The sequence below is a fragment of the Rhizobium sp. CB3171 genome, assembly GCF_029714265.1.
In the GTDB taxonomy this organism is placed as follows: Bacteria; Pseudomonadota; Alphaproteobacteria; order Rhizobiales; family Rhizobiaceae; genus Rhizobium.
Genome location: NZ_CP121652.1, coordinates 2958410 through 2976347 on the forward strand (window position 1 = coordinate 2958410; position 17938 = coordinate 2976347).

General features: G+C 59.8%; 14 protein-coding genes and 1 tRNA gene. 8 read left to right on the forward strand and 7 right to left on the reverse strand.

Annotated elements, in window-relative coordinates; all coding sequences use genetic code 11:
• Positions 1-88 precede the first annotated feature (88 nt).
• Complete coding sequence (locus QA648_RS14370; protein WP_104824491.1) at positions 89-991, reverse strand: peptidylprolyl isomerase; 903 nt, start codon at positions 989-991, stop codon at positions 89-91.
• A 244-nt stretch (positions 992-1235) separates the two neighbouring features.
• On the opposite strand from QA648_RS14370, the gene secA reads away from it, so the two are divergent.
• Positions 1236-3956, forward strand: coding sequence for a preprotein translocase subunit SecA (gene secA, locus QA648_RS14375; protein WP_104824492.1), 2721 nt, complete (start codon positions 1236-1238; stop codon positions 3954-3956).
• Between the two features lie 86 nt (positions 3957-4042).
• On the opposite strand, the gene QA648_RS14380 is transcribed toward secA, so the two are convergent.
• Positions 4043-4936 carry a LysR family transcriptional regulator gene (locus QA648_RS14380; protein ID WP_104824493.1) on the reverse strand — a complete coding sequence of 298 codons (894 nt, stop codon included), beginning with the start codon at positions 4934-4936 and terminating at the stop codon, positions 4043-4045.
• Between the two features lie 124 nt (positions 4937-5060).
• Here QA648_RS14380 and QA648_RS14385 point away from each other — a divergent pair, with 124 nt between their 5' ends.
• The 3 genes from QA648_RS14385 (at position 5061) to QA648_RS14395 (ending at position 8144) form a co-directional block, all read left to right on the forward strand.
• On the forward strand, positions 5061-5270 hold the full coding sequence (locus QA648_RS14385) for a 4-oxalocrotonate tautomerase (protein WP_283047644.1): 210 nt from the start codon (positions 5061-5063) through the stop codon (positions 5268-5270).
• Between the two features lie 184 nt (positions 5271-5454).
• Complete coding sequence (locus tag QA648_RS14390; protein WP_104824495.1) at positions 5455-6870, forward strand: lipopolysaccharide biosynthesis protein; 1416 nt, start codon at positions 5455-5457, stop codon at positions 6868-6870.
• Positions 6871-6872: 2 nt separating this feature from the next.
• Positions 6873-8144 (forward strand): GNAT family N-acetyltransferase, encoded by a 1272-nt coding sequence (locus tag QA648_RS14395; protein ID WP_104824496.1) that lies wholly within the window; start codon positions 6873-6875, stop codon positions 8142-8144.
• Positions 8145-8173: 29 nt separating this feature from the next.
• Here the strand turns inward: QA648_RS14395 and QA648_RS14400 are convergent, their stop codons facing one another.
• Together QA648_RS14400 and lepB are read right to left on the reverse strand one after the other, a co-directional pair.
• Positions 8174-9820, reverse strand: coding sequence for an AMP-binding protein (locus QA648_RS14400; RefSeq protein ID WP_283047647.1), 1647 nt, complete (start codon positions 9818-9820; stop codon positions 8174-8176).
• Between the two features lie 104 nt (positions 9821-9924).
• Positions 9925-10869: a signal peptidase I gene (lepB, locus tag QA648_RS14405; RefSeq protein WP_283047648.1), complete on the reverse strand. Its 945-nt coding sequence runs from the start codon at positions 10867-10869 to the stop codon at positions 9925-9927.
• Between the two features lie 241 nt (positions 10870-11110).
• Between lepB and QA648_RS14410 the strand changes: the two genes are divergently transcribed.
• Positions 11111-12091, forward strand: a complete 981-nt coding sequence (locus tag QA648_RS14410) for an aldo/keto reductase (protein WP_283047650.1) — start codon at positions 11111-11113, stop codon at positions 12089-12091.
• 77 nt (positions 12092-12168) lie between these two features.
• Here QA648_RS14410 and QA648_RS14415 read toward each other — a convergent pair whose 3' ends face one another.
• Positions 12169-13842: an arylsulfatase gene (locus QA648_RS14415; protein WP_283047651.1), complete on the reverse strand. Its 1674-nt coding sequence runs from the start codon at positions 13840-13842 to the stop codon at positions 12169-12171.
• A gap of 334 nt (positions 13843-14176) precedes the next feature.
• Between QA648_RS14415 and QA648_RS14420 the strand changes: the two genes are divergently transcribed.
• On the forward strand, positions 14177-14971 hold the full coding sequence (locus QA648_RS14420; protein ID WP_283047653.1) for a methyltransferase domain-containing protein: 795 nt from the start codon (positions 14177-14179) through the stop codon (positions 14969-14971).
• Between the two features lie 14 nt (positions 14972-14985).
• On the opposite strand, the gene QA648_RS14425 is transcribed toward QA648_RS14420, so the two are convergent.
• Positions 14986-15555: a TetR/AcrR family transcriptional regulator gene (locus tag QA648_RS14425; RefSeq protein ID WP_283047655.1), complete on the reverse strand. Its 570-nt coding sequence runs from the start codon at positions 15553-15555 to the stop codon at positions 14986-14988.
• Between the two features lie 235 nt (positions 15556-15790).
• Between QA648_RS14425 and QA648_RS14430 the strand changes: the two genes are divergently transcribed.
• Both QA648_RS14430 and QA648_RS14435 read left to right on the forward strand, forming a co-directional pair.
• Entirely contained in the window at positions 15791-17089 is a 1299-nt protein-coding gene (locus QA648_RS14430; RefSeq protein WP_104824503.1) for an MFS transporter, read from the forward strand.
• A 160-nt stretch (positions 17090-17249) separates the two neighbouring features.
• Positions 17250-17334, forward strand: a tRNA-Leu gene (locus QA648_RS14435).
• Positions 17335-17398: 64 nt separating this feature from the next.
• Here the strand turns inward: QA648_RS14435 and QA648_RS14440 are convergent.
• Positions 17399-17842, reverse strand: coding sequence for a YbjQ family protein (locus QA648_RS14440; RefSeq protein WP_245463902.1), 444 nt, complete (start codon positions 17840-17842; stop codon positions 17399-17401).
• Between the last annotated feature and the right edge of the window lie 96 nt (positions 17843-17938).

The following is a 17938-nucleotide window of genomic DNA, read 5'->3' on the forward strand; positions in this document are numbered from 1 at the left end:
TCAGATTTTGGGTCGATACGACCTAAAATCATCCGGCTCCAGTGAAAGGCCCGGAAAAACCGGGCCTTGATGATTTGACTGCTGCGACTTACTGCTGCGGCTGAGCGTCAGGGGCGACTGCGTCGTCTGCCGGCGCCTGGTCCTGCTGCTTCTGCGCATCATCATAGGCCTTGCTCAGCGCCGGGTCATTGATGACGACCTTCGATTCCTGCTTGGCCTTGTTCAGGAGCTCAAGATACTTGTCGCGCATGACGAGCTGACGAACCTGATCCTTCACTTGGTCGAACGGCGGCGGCGGAGCGACGCGCTTGTCTTCGACCTTGATGACGTGCCAGCCGAAATCGGACTTCACCGGGGTCTTGGTGTAGGTGCCGACCGGCAGCGCGAAGGCTGCGTCTTCGAATTCCTTGACCATGCGGCCACGGGCGAAATAGCCGAGATCGCCGCCGTCGGCCTTGTTCGGGTCGGTCGACTTTTCCTTGGCAAGTTCGGCAAAATCCTTGCCGGCGTCGAGTTCCTTGATGATTGCCTTGGCTTCATCTTCGGTCTTCACCAGGATGTGGCGTGCGTGGACCTCTTCCTGCTTCGGCAGGGCGGCGACTTCCTTGTCGTAGCGAGCCTTGACCTCATCGTCCTTGATCGCGTCGGCGACATGGGCCTTAAAATAGGCGTTGTGCAGCTCGCGATCGCGCAGATAGGCCATGTGCGACTGGAAGTCCGGCGTCTGGTCGAGTTTTTCGGCAGCCGCGTCCTTGGCGAGCAGCTTGACATCGATCGAAGCCGAAAGTGCCGCGACCTTCTTCTGCTCGTCGGGAAGCTGGCCGAGCTGCGGGTCGAGATTGGCGATCGCCAGATCAAGCTCGGATTGATGGATTTCAACATCGCCGACCTTGGCGACAACTGGGTCCTTGGCATCCGCCGCAAAGACCGGCGCCTGGAAGGTAACGATTGTTGCAAAGGCAACCGCAGCAAGTTTGTTGTAACTCAGCATAAAATAACCTTTCGGTGGTCTTGACCGGCTCACAGTAATGAATCCGGTAGGAAAAGCCTTCAGCAGGAGAATGTGGCCTTTCTGTATCGGCCAATTCCCGTTGACATCAATCGACCCCCCTCTTATCTGTCACGCAACCTCGCGTCCAGAACAGTTTCCGGGCGTTTTGTGCTATACTCCCGATTTTTTCAGGGACGGATGAAGCAGAAAACGACAGGATGAAATCTCAGAAAGGACCAGTCATATGGTCAGCATAGGTGGAATTGCCCGCAAGTTGTTTGGCTCGTCCAACGACCGCCGCGTTAAGTCATTCCAGCCGAATGTCGTTGCGATCAACGCGCTCGAAGAAAAGATGCGCGCCTTGTCTGACGAAGCTTTGGCCGCCAAGACGGTAGAGTTCCGCCAGCAGCTTGCCGACGGCAAGACGCTGGACGACCTTCTCGTACCCGCATTTGCCGTCGTGCGCGAGGCTTCGCGGCGCGTTCTCGGTATGCGACCTTTTGACGTACAGCTCATCGGCGGCATGATCCTGCATTCGAATGCGATCGCCGAGATGAAGACGGGCGAAGGCAAGACGCTGGTCGCGACCCTGCCTGTCTACTTGAACGCGCTTGCCGGCAAGGGCGTTCATGTCGTCACCGTCAACGACTACCTGGCACAGCGCGACAGCGGCAATATGGGCCGCATCTATGGCTTTCTCGGCCTGACCACCGGCGTCATCATTCACGGCCTGTCGGATGAAGAGCGCCGTGACGCTTATGCCTGCGACATCACCTACGGCACCAACAACGAACTCGGCTTCGACTATCTGCGCGACAATATGAAATACGATCGTGGCCAGATGGTGCAGCGCGGTCATAATTTCGCGATCGTCGACGAAGTGGACTCGATCCTCGTCGATGAGGCGCGCACGCCGCTCATCATTTCCGGCCCGCTCGACGACCGCTCCGATCTCTATACGACGATCGACGCCTTCATTCCGCGCCTGTCGAAGGACGATTACGAGATCGACGAAAAGCAGCGCTCGGCCAACTTCTCCGAAGACGGCACCGAAAAGCTGGAAAACATGCTGCGTGACGCCGGCTTGCTGAAGGCTGAATCGCTCTACGACGTCGAAAACGTCGCGATCGTCCACCACGTCAACAACGCGCTCAAGGCCCACAAGCTCTTCCAGCGCGACAAGGACTATATCGTCCGCAACGGCGAAGTCGTCATCATCGACGAATTCACCGGCCGCATGATGCCGGGCCGCCGCTATTCGGACGGCCAGCACCAGGCATTGGAAGCCAAGGAACGGGTACAGATCCAGCCGGAAAACCAGACCTTGGCGCAGATCACCTTCCAGAATTATTTCCGCATGTACGGCAAGCTCGCCGGCATGACCGGTACGGCATCGACGGAAGCGGAAGAATTCGGCAACATCTATGGCCTCGACGTGGTTGAAGTGCCGACCAACCTGCCGATCCAGCGTCTCGACGAGGACGACGAGGTCTATCGTACGCACGACGAGAAGTATAAGGCGATCATCACCGAGATTTTGGACGCCCACAAGCGCGGCCAGCCGGTGCTCGTCGGTACCACCTCGATCGAAAAATCCGAGCTTCTTGCCGACCGCATGCGCAAGCAGGGCTTCAGCAACTTCCAGGTTCTGAACGCTCGCTACCATGAGCAGGAAGCCTATATCGTTGCGCAGGCCGGCGTTCCCGGCGCCGTGACGATCGCCACCAACATGGCCGGCCGCGGTACCGACATTCAGCTCGGCGGCAACCTCGAAATGCGCGTCGAACGCGATTTGGACGAGATGGAGCCCGGTCCGGAGCGCGATGCGGCTGTCGCCAAGATCGCCGAAGAGATCAAGGAGCTCAAGCAGCAGGCTTTGACCGCCGGCGGTCTCTACGTCATCGCCACCGAACGCCATGAAAGCCGCCGCATCGACAATCAGTTGCGCGGTCGTTCCGGCCGTCAGGGCGACCCCGGCCGTTCGAAATTCTACCTGTCGCTTCAGGACGACCTGATGCGTATCTTCGGCTCCGACCGCATGGACGGCATGCTGCAGAAGCTCGGCCTCAAGGAAGGCGAAGCGATCGTCCATCCCTGGATCAACAAGGCCCTCGAACGCGCCCAGAAGAAGGTCGAAGCCCGCAACTTCGATATCCGCAAGAACGTTCTGAAGTACGACGACGTGCTGAACGATCAGCGCAAGGTCATCTTCGAACAGCGTGTCGAGCTCATGGATGCAACGGATCTTTCCGAAACCGTCGGCGATATGCGCCACGAGGTCATCGAAGATCTGGTTTCCAAGCACATCCCCGAGCGCGCCTATGCCGAGCAGTGGGATGCCGACGGCCTGAAGGCCGGCGTCGCCAACTTCTTCGACATGGACATGCCGGTGCATGACTGGGTCAAGGAAGAAGGTATCGGCGAAGACGATATCCGCGCCCGCCTGACGGAAGCCGCCGACAAGGCCGCCGCGGAAAAGGCCGAGCGTTTCGGTCCTGAAATCATGACCTACGTCGAGCGCTCCATCGTGCTGCAGACGCTGGACAATCTCTGGCGCGAGCACATCGTCAACCTCGACCATCTGCGCTCCGTCATTGGCTTCCGCGGTTATGCCCAGCGCGATCCGCTGCAGGAATACAAGGCCGAGGCCTTCGAACTCTTCCAGTCGCTTCTGAACAACCTGCGCCAGGCCGTCACCGGTCAGTTGTCGCGCGTCGAACTGGTGCAGCAGCCGGCCGAGCCGCAGACGCTGCCTATGCAGGCGCGCCATATCGATGCCACGACCGGCGAAGACGAATTCGCGCCGCTCAGCCTCGTCAACGAAAACGTCGTCGCCCCGGAAAACCGCGATCCGCAAAATCCGGCAACCTGGGGCCGCGTCGGCCGCAACGAAACCTGCCCCTGCGGTTCCGGCAAGAAATACAAGCATTGCCACGGGGCGTTCGAGAGCAGCGAAGTGGTTTGAGATTTCGCAATCTCTCGGCAATGATCAAAATGCCGCCTTCGGGCGGCATTTTTTATGCGCGATTTTTGCCGGATGCGCAGAGATCGCTATTTTGCAGATGCGCCAAAGCGTTTCAGCAGGAAATCGATCATGCTGCGCAGTTTCGCGGTGGGCCGACGGTCCAGCGCATAGAGCATGTACATCGGCGAAGCGATGGGCGTCCATTCGGGCAGAACCTGCACAAGGCGACCTCTAGCAAGATCATCGGCGAGCATGACTTCCGGCTGCAGGACGATACCCGCGCCATTCAAGGCCGCGACTCGCAGCGCATCGCCATTGTCGGCGGATAATCGTCCTCTCACATCCGGCCGCCATTCGCCATCCGGACCGAACAAATACCATTGGTCGCGCCGGCGCCAATAGGAGAGGCCGAGGCAGTCATGCGAGGATAGATCCCTGGGGTGCATCGGCCTCCCCCGCCGCTCCAGATAGGCGGCAGATGCAGCCATTATTCTTCGATAGGGCTGCAGAGGGCGCGCCACCAGATCAGCCTCGGCGACCTCGCCGATCCGAATTCCGAGTTCGCACCCTTCTCGCGACAGGTCCGGCACCCCATTGTCCAGCACGACGTCCACGCTCACTGCCGGATACATGGCGAGATAATCGGAAAGTGCCGGCATCAGGCGATGACTTCCGAATGTGACGGGAGAGACGATGCGCAGGAGGCCACGAGGCTCGGCCTGCAGCTCGCTCGCGCTTGCGTCAGCCAGTTGCACATCGGCCAACACCTGCTTGCAGCGTTCGTAATAGAGACGGCCGATTTCGGTTAGCTGCTGGCGGCGGGTGGTTCGATGCAGTAGGCGGGCTCCCAGGCGCTCCTCTATGGCCCGCACCTGCTTGCCCGCCATGGTGGGGGTCACTCCGGCAGCGTCGGCGGCGGCGCTAAAGCTGCCGTGTTCGACCACCCGCACAAACATCGTCATGGCGGATAATTTGTCCATATTATAAACCTATCGGTTCTAAATGAATGAACGTAGAGTATGTTTATCCGGGCGAAGCTAGCGGCCATAGTTCCTTTGCCTCAGCCGTCTCAATTCGAGAGGGCAGCGAAACAGGAGCTTTCCAATGCCAACAATTCACCTCGAAATGCATCCAGGCCGAACCCTCGAACAAAAGCGTGATTTCGTCCGCAAGGTCACTCAGGTTACCGCTGAGGCACTTGCCTGCCCGACGGATAGCGTGGACGTGTTGATCAGCGAGATTTCTCGCGAACACTGGGCCAAGGGCGGCCAACTCGTATCGGATAAGGGCGCGCCTCAGACAGTCGCACGATGACGCGGCTCCAAGGCTTCGCATTCCTTCCTATCGATCCACAAGATGCCGCCTTCGGGCGGCATTTTTGTTGATGCGCCGTCCCTGCCACTGGCCATTTTTCGTTTACGCGGGGAACCGATTTTTAACCCCCCTCTGCGAAAACTATCGCTAGGTTAGTTGATGTTTTAAGTATTGCGTATCGATCATGGCGGTGTTTCAAACAGCAGAAAAAATGCTGCCGTCCGGGCTGCGGACCGTGCTGTCGCCATATCTGCGCAAACTCGCCTCCCTCTTCACCGGTAAGGACGAAAAGGCCGTCTCGCAGCGCATGGCGCTGGTCGCTTTCGCCATCCGCATCGCCGGCGCCGGCCTTGCCTTCGTTTCACAGATTGCTCTGGCCCGGATGATGGGCCGCTTCGAATATGGCGTCTTCGTCTTCGTCTGGGTGCTGATGATCCTGTTTGGCAATCTCGCCTGCCTCGGTTTCCCGACCGCCATCATCCGCTTCCTGCCGCAATATGATGCGAGCGGCGATCACGATGCCATTCGCGGTGTGACCGCCACGGCGCGCCGTTTCGTCTTGGGGGTTGCCGGCGGCTTGGCGCTGATCGGCATGGCGGCGCTCTATGCCTTCAGCGGCTTGGTCGAAAACTATTACGTCATGCCGATCTTTCTCGGACTGATCGCCGTGCCGATGATCGCGCTTGGCGATGTGCTGGACGGAACGGCGCGCGCCAACCACTGGCCGGTCATGGCGCTGAGCCCGACCTTCCTCATCCGCCCGACGCTGATCCTGCTGTTCATGTTGGCCGCCATCCTTTCCGGCGCGGCCCATAGTGCAGTGACGGCGATGGCGGCTGCCCTTGCCGCCGCTTTCGTCACCGTCTGCTGCCAATATCTCGCCGTCACCTTCCGGCTGCGCCGCCACTATCCCGACGGTCCGAAAAAGGTCGAATTCCACACCTGGCTTGCCGTCGCTTTTCCGGTCTTTCTGGTTGAGGGTGTCGGCTATCTCCTGACCAATTCCGATGTCGTCGTAGTCGGCATTTTCCTCGACCCCGCCGAGGTCGCCGTCTATTTCGCCGCTGCCAAGATCATGGCGCTGGTGCATTTCGTCTATTTCGCCGTCAAAGCCGCCATCGGCCCGCGTTTTGCCGCCATCATCGCCGAGAACGACCCGGCAAAACTCGCAGCCTTCGCCACGGAGGCCGCGCGCTGGACCTTCTTCCCGGCCCTTGCCGTCGGTCTTGGCGTATTCGCGGCCGGGCAATTTTTGCTCTCGCTCTTTGGCGCGTCCTTTACCGAAGGCCAGGTGGTCATCGCTATCCTGCTTGCCGGCGTTCTCGCCAAGGCGCTCGTCGGCCCGGCCGAGGTGCTGCTGCTGATGGCGGATCGGCAAATGCTCTGCGTCTATCTCTATGCCGCTGCGCTGATCGCCAATATCGGCCTCAACGTCGCGCTCATTCCGTATTTCGGCATCGAAGGCGCGGCCATTGCTGCGGCAAGCGCCATGACGATCGAGGCCGCGTTGCTGCATATCGCCGTCCGCCGCGCGTTCGGCATCGTGCTCTTCGCCCTTGTCCGTCGGCCGACGACGACAGCAACGAGGGGGGCACTCTGACCATGGCGCGCCCTCCTTTTACCGAAAGCACCGACAGCCAAGTGAACGCTCTGACGCACACGCTCGCAGCGCTGCATTTCGATCCACCCAAGGCCGAGGCGCGCGTCGAGGTCGGCCGGCCTGGCCGCGATCTCAGCCTTTATCCAGGCAAGCTCGGCTACGAGCTGCAGGACGAACTGGACTTTCTCTCCAATCGCGCTATGGAGCCGAATGTCTTCTTCTCCGGTCGCTTCCTGGCGCCTGCCATGCCGCGCCTGGAGGACCGGCAGATCCGCCTCGCCCTGATGCGTGACGACAACGGCTCCCGCAGCCGCATGCGCCTCTTGATGCCCTTTACCGTCGACAAGCCGGGTTTTGCGATCGGTCCTTCGATCATCCGCGTCTGGTCGAATTCCTTCGGTCCGCTCGGCACGCCGCTGGTGGACGCCGAAGAGGCCGGCGAGACGCTCGACAATCTCTTCGAGGCGCTGACCCGGCGCGAACTGCACCTGCCGACCACGCTGGTGCTGCCGGATATCCGATTGAACGGCCGTTTCGCCCAGATGGCAAAGGCAGTCGCCATCGGCCGCAACCTGCCCCTCACTGTCGCCAATCCCTATCAGCGGCCAATGCTTGACAGCAGCGAGGATGCGCTCGCCTATCTGAAGCGAACGATCTCGAACTCGCATCTGCGCGAAATGCGCCGCCAATGGCGCCTTTTGGAAAATCAGGGCGATGTCGTCTATAGCGTTGCCCGCCAGCCTCGCGACATTCATGTGCGCATGGAAGAATTTCTGGCCTTGGAAGCGAGCGGCTGGAAGGGCAAGAAGCGCAGCGCCTTGGTCACGGACCGTCACCATGCTGCCTTCGCCCGCGAAGCCATCTCCAATCTCGCTGCCGTTGACGCCGTGCGCATACACACCATCGACCTCAACGGCCGGGCAATCGCCTCGATGATCGTGCTGATAATGGGCGGCGAGGCCTATACCTGGAAGACCGCCTATAACGAGGATTACGCCCGCTATTCGCCTGGCAAATTGCTGATGGGCGAGCTGACCGAATGGCATCTCGACGACGCCAATATTGTCCGCTCCGATTCCTGCGCCGTGCCGGATCATCCGATCATGAGCCGCTTCTGGCAGGAGCGCGAAGACATGGGCACGCTGATCATCGGCCTGACGCAGAACGGCGACCGCGACGTCCGGCAGGTGGCAGCGCAACTGCATATGTACCGCAGCACCCGCAACATGGCGAAACTGCTGCGCGAGAAGATATTGTCGCTGACGAAGCGCTAGAGCCCTTATAGTCTCCGTAGCGCGGCGCTCTATTCTTTCGAGTCCAGAGTCTCGGCCACCGCGCGGTCGCGCAGCAATCTGCGGATGACCTTGCCCGATGTCGTCAGCGGCAGGGCGTCGACAAACTCGATCTCGCGTGGATATTCATGCATGGAAAGCCGCGTTTTCACCCAATCGCGGATTTCAGCCGCCAGCGCCTCGCTCGGCTCGAAGCCGGGCACAAGAACCACATAGGCCTTGACGATCTCCGTGCGCACCGCATCCGGCTTGCCGACGGCGGCGGCGAGTTGCACGGCCAGATGACCGCCGAGACAGTCCTCGATTTCGCTCGGGCCGATGCGATAGCCCGAGGAGGTGATGACATCGTCATCGCGGCCGATAAAGGAAATATAGCCATCCGCATTCTGCCGGCCGAGATCGCCGGTCAGCAGCCAGTCGCCGGCGAATTTCGCCTCCGTCGCCTTTTCGTCCTGCCAATAGCCGAGAAACATCACCGGATCGGGCCGTCGAATGGCGATCTGCCCGCTCTCGCCGACCGGCATCTCCCTGCCATCCGCATCGACGATCGCTACGCGATGGCCGGGCACCGGCTTACCCGTCGACCCGCCACGGCTCACGCCGAAGGCAGCGCTGGAGGACAGAACGAAATTGCACTCGGTCTGGCCGAAGAATTCGTTGACGGTGACCCCGAGGGCGGACCGCGCCCATTCATAGGTCTCTCGCCCGAGCGCCTCGCCGGCCGAGCCGATGGTGCGCAGCTTGAGATCATAAAGCGCCCGGGGATTGCTGACCGATTTCAGCAGCCGCAGTGCCGTCGGCGGAATGAAGGCATTGCGCACGCCCATCTCGGCCATGATGCGGAAAGCCATATGCGCGTCGAACTTCTGCGCAGGCGAGGAGACGACGGGCACGCCGAGCATCAGGCTCGGCAGCAGCGCGTTCAGCAGCCCGCCCGCCCAGGCCCAATCCGACGGCGTCCAGAGCTTGTCGCCCGCCTGTGGAAAACCTTCATGGGCGAACTGCATGCCGGGAATATGCCCCGGCAAAACGCGATGGCCGTGCAGCGCCCCCTTCGGCGGCCCGGTGGTACCCGAGGTGAAAATCATCAGCGCCGGATCGTCCGGCCCGGTATCGGCCACTTCGAAAAGCGGCGGATGGGCGGCGACCAGCTCGGCAAAACCGGCGACACCCTCCTCGCCGCCATCGATGCTGATCACATGCGCGAGATCCGGCAGGCGATCCCGGATCGGCCGCAGCCGTGAAAGACCGAACTGATTGGTAACGATCGCCGAGGTGCCCGAAATCGCCAGCCGGTATTCCAATGCCTCAGCGCCGAACAGCAGCGCCAGCGGCAGGGCAATCGCTCCCATCTTGTAGATAGCGACATGCGCGATGACCGTCTCGAAACTCTGCGGCAAAAGCAGCGCCACCCGATCGCCCGGCCGCACGCCGAGCGCCGTCAACGCATTGGCAAAAGCGGCGGAACGATCCCGCAGCGCACCATAGGTCATCGCCAGATGATTTCCGTCCGGGCTGAAATGCTCAACGCAGACCCGGTCCGGCTCCCGCTCGGCCCAATCGTCGCAGACCGCGCGTCCGATGTTGAATTTCGCCGGAATCTCCCAGCGAAAATCGCGATAAAGGGCCTCATAATTGTCACGCGGGGGCAGTTTCATACCAAAATCCAGGAAAAATGCTGCAGTGCAGCTAACACCTGTCGCCCCCGGGATTCAAGGAAACATTTAAGTTGCGGCTACTCGCCCTCTCTGGCCGCAAGTATCTAGTGCACGAAGGACCATCCTCCCTCGGGGCGAAACACTAGCCAGAACTTACCGTATATATTCGCCTCCGGCACAAAGCCGACATCGAAACGGCTATCATTGGAATTGTCGCGATTGTCACCCAAGACGAAGTAGTAACCCTCAGGCACCGAGTACTCGCGCGTGTTGTCGCCTCGCGAGTTTGGCAATTCGTCCAAGGTCTGGTAGCGAACCCCATTGTCCAATACTTCGCCGAAAACGGGGAATTCGCCAGGGTCTAAACTATAGTGTGACACGATATTACCTTCGGCATCGCGCGGTACGGACTGTCCATTGATGAAAACAATGCCGTTTTTCATCTGGACGCGGTCACCGGGTAACCCGATGACACGCTTCGCGTAGTCCACATTTGGCGTTGTGGGAGGCACCAGCATGACAACATCTCCGCGCTGCGGCTTGGACCCGAACAATTTCGGCGGCACCCAATTGGGCCGAAACGAGAAGGAGTAGCGACCGTAGCCATAATTAAACTTCGTCACGAAAGCATAGCTGCCGGGCATCAGCGTAGGCATCATCGAGCCGGAGGGGATCGAAAACGGTTGGATAATGAATGTGCGAATGGTGAACGCAACGACGAGGGGTAAAAGCCAGAAAAGCAAGGCTATATTATACCAACGCGAGAACCAGCGATGCTGCCAGGCAACAGCTCCTCGTCGCATCAGCCAATAGCCATGAATGCAGCCGATCAAATTAAAGGGAACCGCTACCAAACCGGCAACCGTAACCAATGCAAGCTGAGGCATGGCAAGCACCGCCAGAGCACCAACAAGATTGGTCAAAAGCAGATAGGATATCGCTATACGCCCCCTGCCGAGATAGGCCATGACAACGGCAGGTCCCAGAAGTAGACCAATGATAATGACGGCAAGCGGACGGCGGTCTCGGAAGAAGCGGAAAAAGCGCATGGGAAGCCTCGAACTGATCGGACCGCCATCGTTACACAACCAGTAAATGCATTTGAATTGACAGGATATGACAATCCCCAGCCTGGGCTAGGATCGAGTCTTCCCGTGACTTCTAAATCAATCGCAAATTATTGAATTAATCGGCGACCACTCGCTCTGCTAGTCTGCGTTTTGATGCTCATCCGCTTGCACTCCCATGAGCGGAACCTATCGAATATCCAAAACAGGATGGAGACTATCGATGGAATTCGTAAAGCTTGGCAAAACCGGCCTTGAAGTGTCCCGCATCTGCCTGGGCTGCATGACCTATGGCGATCCCGGCAAGGGCACGCATGCCTGGTCGCTGAAGGAAGAGGACAGCCGCCCGCTGCTCAAGCAGGCGATCGAGGCCGGCATCAACTTCCTCGATACGGCGAACACCTATTCCAACGGTTCGTCGGAGGAGATCGTCGGCCGCGCCATCAAGGATTTTGCGCGCCGCGAGGATATCGTTCTGGCAACGAAGGTATTCAACCGCATGCGTCCCGGCCCGAATGGCGCCGGCCTGTCACGCAAGGCGATTTTCGATGAGATCGACAACAGCCTGCGCCGCCTTGGCACCGACTATGTCGATCTCTACCAGATCCACCGCTGGGACTATACGACGCCGATCGAGGAAACACTGGAAACGCTGCACGATATCGTCAAGGCCGGCAAGGCCCGCTATATCGGCGCCTCCTCCATGTATTCCTGGCAATTCGCCAAGGCGATCTACACTTCGCGCCTCAACGGCTGGACCGAATTCGTCAGCATGCAGAACCACGTGAACCTGCTCTATCGCGAGGAAGAGCGCGAAATGCTGCCCTTCTGCGAAGATCAGAAGATCGCGGTCATTCCCTGGAGCCCGCTTGCCCGTGGCCGTCTCACCCGCGACTGGGACGAGGCGACAGCGCGCACGCAAAGCGACGAATTCGGCAAGACGCTCTACACACAGGCGATCGAGGCCGATCGTAAGGTCGTCGAAGCCGTCGGTGCCGTCGCCAAGGCCCGGGGCATCGCCCGCGCCCAGGTCGCCACCGCCTGGATCCTGCAGAAGAGCGCCGTCACCGCCCCGATCATCGGCGCCTCCAAGCCAGGCCATATCGCCGACGCCGTCGCTGCACTGTCGGTCAAGCTGACGCCGGAGGAGATCGAAGCACTGGAATCGCCCTATATCCCGCATGCGGTTGCGGGATTTAAATAGGCATCCCGAATGGGTCAGGCGCGCGTTCCGTTACTGCACGCCTGACCTAATGGCGGGACTGGGAATGACAGTCAGCTTTATTGCGGCATCAAGCTTTCCAGTTCACTGAGCCGTTTCATAGCCGCCTGCTGGCGCAACATTGCATAGTTGATCTCTCCCGCATTGAGCGAACTGCCGGATTGAGAGGGGAACTGATCGAAATCGGCGAAGAACTCCTTGATCTTCCCCTGGATCGGCACGAGCAGCCAGATGTTTCGCGCCAGAAATTCGATCGCCCCGCCTCCTTCCTCTAGCCCTCGTTCGTAGGGATCCATCCGCAGATTGGCGATCAGGGCCCAGGCCGGCGTCTCGCGCACGCCGGTTGCAATATTCCCGTGCGCCACCGCAAAACTCAGCTTCCAATCATTCCACCTGATGGCGTTGAGATTTCCGCCCTGGTCGAAATAGTAGACCGTATCCCTCGGCGTTTTTTCCGACTCGCCTTTCAGGAGGGACGTCAGATCGTAGCCGTCGAGATGAACCTTGAAGTTCTTCGCCCCAGCGGAGAATCCGGTCTTCATCTTTTCCTTGATATCGGGAACGCCCGCTGCCGCGGTCAAAGTCGGCATCCAGTCCATCAGCGTGACGATGTCGTTGATCTGCGTCCCAGGCTTCACGACGCCTGGCCAGCGCACCATCATCGGAATGCGGAAACCGCCTTCCCATGTCGTGCCCTTCTCGCCGTGGAACGAGGTCATGGCACCATCCGGCCATAGAGCGATCTCTGCGCCGTTATCGGTCGTGTAGAGCACGATGGTATTGTCGGCGATGCCGAGATCGTCGAGCTGCTTGAGCAGTTCGCCGACCATGCCGTCATGCTCGACCATGCCATCCGCATGGATACCTTTGCCGGTCTTACCCAGCGATTCCTTCTTGAGGTGGGTGAAAACATGCATCCGGGTCGAGTTGAACCAGACGAAGAAGGGTGTATTGGCCTTATGCTGGCGATCGATGAAATCCTTTGCTGCGGAAAGGAACTCTGCGTCGATTGTTTCCATGCGTTTTATCGTGAGCGGACCTGTGTCTTCGATCTTGCCGTCGGCCTTTGAGTGAATGACACCGCGCGGGCCGAATCTCTTCCGAAACTCCGGATCCTTCGGATAGAAGTAACCCTCGGGTTCTTCCTCGGCATTGAGGTGATAAAGGTTTCCGAAAAACTCGTCGAAACCGTGATTGGTCGGCAAATGTTCGTCATGGTCGCCGAGATGGTTCTTGCCAAACTGACCCGTCGCGTAGCCCTGGGTTTTCAAGACATCGGCAATGGTCGGCATCCAATCCTGAATGCCATGCGGATCGCCGGGCATGCCGATTGTCAGCAGGCCGGTGCGGAAAGGTTCCTGGCCAAGAATGAACGATGCGCGTCCGGCGGTGCAACTCTGTTGACCGTAGGAATCCGTAAAAATCGCCCCTTCGGCAGCGATCCGATCGATATTGGGCGTGCGATAGCCCATAAGCCCCATGGTATAGGCACTGATCTGCGGAACGCCGATATCGTCGCCAAAGATCACCAGGATGTTCGGCTTCTTGTCGGAGGATGCCGCCGTCTGGTTGTTTGCGGGCGTCGTCGTCTGGGCGTTGGCCGTTGTGGAACCGACCATGTTCGCCACCGTGGCTGCACCGGCGGCAAGCGCTGTCGATCCGATCAGCAGATTGCGTCGCGTGATGCTGTTGAGGTCGATGGATGATGATTTCTCGCGGTCGTCGTAAGCCATGTTATGTGTCTCCCGTCGAACGTTGAACCAATATCGCGCGGTGCTGAGATGCACCGCGGAAGCTCGATCGAGGCACAAAGATCGCGAATGTGTAAGTACGTTACTGTAAAACTCGCGGTAAAATCGTAGGCGGCAATTTGCGAGCGCCGCTCTGGCCGCCAAGGGTAGTTTGGGCGGCAGTCGGCACCCTTGTTCCGCCCTTCGCTGTGGCGTTGCGTCGCAGACAATGCCGAAGCTTTCGAGCCTGCGGGAAATCGCGCAAAAGTTACTTCACTAGTCGGTCGCAGTTGAGGCTTAACAGGTCAAGGTTCCTTAGCCCCGAGGATGACAATCCATGATCACAGTCCCTTTCAACGCGCGGCGCTTCCAGTCCACCGCGGCCTATTACCTGCGCTATCGCATCCCCTATCCGGATACGCTTATCGCCCGCGTCGCCGAGCGCAGCGGCCTGAAGGCTGGCGATCATGTGCTGGACCTCGGCTGCGGCCCCGGCCAGCTCGGCATCGCCTTTGCGCGGCTAGAGGGCGCGACCGTGACTGCCATGGACCCGGAACCGGAAATGCTCGCCGCCGCCGAAGAGGGCGCCAGCAGCGCCGGCGTCGAGATCACCGTGCGTCAGGGTTCGTCCTATGATCTCGGGCCGGATATCGGCAAGCTGCATCTCTGCGTCATGGGCCGCTCCTTCCATTGGATGGATCGCCCAGCGACACTCGCTGCCCTCGACAGGCTGATCGAGCCCGGTGGCGCGGTCGTGCTGTTCCACGATCGACAGGTGTTGGCGACCCCGGATTGGCGCAGCATTGTCGACAAGCTGACGGAAACTTTTGCGCCGGAGCGCCATGAAGAGCGCCTGCTGCGCAAGAGCAAGGCCTGGGCGCCGCATGAGGCCATGCTGCTTGCCTCGCCCTTCCGCAACCTCGAGCGCATCGGCATCGTCAACCAATATCAGAGGGATATCGAGGATATCGTCGGCCGCATCTTTTCGATGTCGTCCACCTCGCCGCAGGCGCTTGGCGACAAGCTTGCCGATTTCGAGGCTGCTTTGCGCGCCGAGCTGCTGGAATTGGCTCCCGACGGCAAGATCATGGAGATCGTCGAATCCCAGGGGCTACTCGCCTTCCGTAACTGATCGAAGCAGCCGCCTCAGCGCGAAGCGAGCTCCTGCCGGGTTGCCGCCAGAAGCTCCTCGGAAAGCGCAGGCGTATCCATGGCGCGGGCGAGAATGACCGCGCCGACCATGGTGGAGAGATCGGCAAGCGCCTTGCGCCGCCGCTCCTCCTGCGTTTCTCCGGGCGTGATCTCTTCGAGGATCGCCGCCATTCCCATCAGGCCGTTGGTGAAGGTGGACTGCATTTCGGGGCCGTAGCGGCTGACCTCCTGCGTCAGGGCCGCGAAGACGCAGCCGGTGCCATGCTCAACGACATTGCGATGCGAGAGATAATGCGCGAGCAGCGCGTCGCGCGGCGCCTCCGACGCCCCCTCGACCACCCCTTGCCAACGCTCCTGCGCACGCGCCACCAGCGCCTTGCTGGCTTCGCAAGCCAGCTCGTCCTTCGATTCGAAATGGCCGTAAAAGCCGCCATGCGTCAGCCCGGCCGCCTTCATGATGTCGGCGACGCCGATGCCGTCAAAACCCTTCTCGCGGAAAAGCTCCCCTGCGACGGCAAGGATCTTCTCGCGATTCTCCGCGAATTTCTCCCGGCTCACTCTCATCAAAAAACTCCATCAGAGCATCAATAATTCTGTATTGACAATTTATATGACGACCATCATCAATACGCAACAAATATGATCGCAATCATCTAAATGCCTTTACACAAACGTTCAAGCCGGGAGAACGGCAGGGCGCTAAACGTGGCTACGGCACCCTTGGCCGTCCGCGATCGAGCGCCTTTGCAGCCCTCCCGATCCTGATGGCAAGACACGCAACTTTATCGGAACGCTCCTCATGGTCTCCACAGTCCTTGCTTCGACGCTTGCCCGGCGCAACATTCACTATGGATGGGTCGTCGTCGGCGCCACCTTCCTCACCATGCTCGTCACCGCCGGCGCCATGGGCGCGCCCGGCGTGCTCATCAAGCCGCTGGAAGACGAGTTCGGCTGGAGCACATCCTCCATCTCCTCCGCGCTTGCCGTGCGCCTCGTGCTCTTCGGCCTGATGGGTCCCTTCGCCGCCGCCTTCATGAATCATTTCGGTGTCCGCAAGGTCATCGTCTTCGCGCTGATCACCATCTGCGTCGGCTTTATCGGCTCGCTGTTCATGACGCAGGTCTGGCAGTTGCTGCTCTGCTGGGGCATCATCATCGGCTTCGGCACCGGGCTGACCGCCATGGTGCTGGCCGCCACGGTGTCGACGCGCTGGTTCACCAAGCATCGCGGCCTCGTCGTCGGCATGCTCTCGGCAAGCTCGGCCACCGGCCAGCTCGTTTTCCTGCCACTGATGGCGGAGCTGACGGAACGCTATGGCTGGCGCACCACCGTGCTCTTCGTCTGCGGCATGATCGTTGTCGCCGCCTTGGTCGTGCTGTTGCTGATGCGCGACCGGCCGGCCGACGTCAATCTGCCGCTCGTCGGTGAAATCCATGTCTCGCCGACGCCGCCCGCCACCAAGAACCTCAAGGCAGCCCTGGCCTCGCCCCTCCTCATCCTGAAGGAAGTGTCCACCAGCTCCACCTTCTGGATTCTCGCCGCCACCTTCTTCATCTGCGGTCTTTCGACTAACGGCCTGATCCAGACGCATTTCGTGACGCTCTGCGGCGATTTCGGCATCGTGCCGGTGGCCGCCGCCAGCGTGCTCGCCGTCATGGGCATCTTCGATTTCTTCGGCACGATCGGCTCCGGCTGGCTGTCGGACCGTTTCGACAATCGCTGGCTGCTCTTCTGGTATTACGGCCTGCGCGGCCTGTCGCTCGTCTACCTGCCCTTCAGCAATTTCACCTTCTACGGCCTATCGATCTTCGCCGTCTTCTACGGCCTCGACTGGATCGCCACCGTGCCGCCGACCGTCAAGATCGCCGCCGACCGCTTCGGCCGCGAAAAAGCCGGCCTCGTCTTCGGCTGGGTCTTCGCCGCCCACCAGCTCGGCGCCGCCACGGCGGCCTATGGCGCCGGCCTGTCGCGCACCGAACTCAGCACCTACCTGCCCGCCTTCTTCATCGCCGGCGCCTTCTGCGTGCTCGCCGCAATCCTGGCGCTGACGATCAGCCGCTCCACCTCGACGGACAAGGCCCCGGCAATGGCGCACTGAGGCCAGCCCCTTGAAAGACAAACGGCCCATGGCGTCCGCTGCCGCCATGGGCCGCCATGGGTCGAATGACAAGTCCCGGAAAACAAGACGCATTCCTTCGCAACCCGTCTTGCGCGTCCGGCCAATCACATGTTAGACACCCGCCTCGTCAGGATCCGTTGCCCCATTGGCGGAATTGGTAGACGCGCTCGACTCAAAATCGAGTTTCGAAAGAAGTGCTGGTTCGACTCCGGCATGGGGCACCACTCTCGAAACCTAAAGATTTTGATAATGTGACTCTAAGCCCGGGCTACTAACGAAAGCGACAAATTAGCTTTTGAGTTTTACTGCCGTTCCGCTAGCTGTCACAAATAAAATGCCCCCACCGCTTCCTGTGGATGCCTCGTTGTAATCCAGATCCACAGCAATGACCGCATCGGCTCCGAGTTCAAGCGCTTCCTGTCTTAGTTCGGCCAAACAAGAGTTCCGGGCTTGCTTAAGTGTATTCTGTACGTTGCCGCTTCGCCCACCCACAATATCTCTAATACTATTGCCAATATCTTTGAGAAAATTTTGACCTATAGCGGCCTCAGAGGCAACTATTCCAAGAATATTCTCGATATCTCTATTCGGCACGTCTACAGATGTCGTCAATATTATACCTTGAAGCCTCTGCTCCCTCTCCTGCTTCCTGACAATACCTTCACAGTCTCCACAGTATCCATCACGCGAAGCGATGAAAACGTCTTGCCCGCATCTATTACACTTTGGCACGTTCGCCCTCCTAAGCCGCCAACCACCATACGTTGTGGAGACTGACATATAGGGAGAAAACTAAACCATCTTTAAGATGGAGTGCCCTCATCTCAG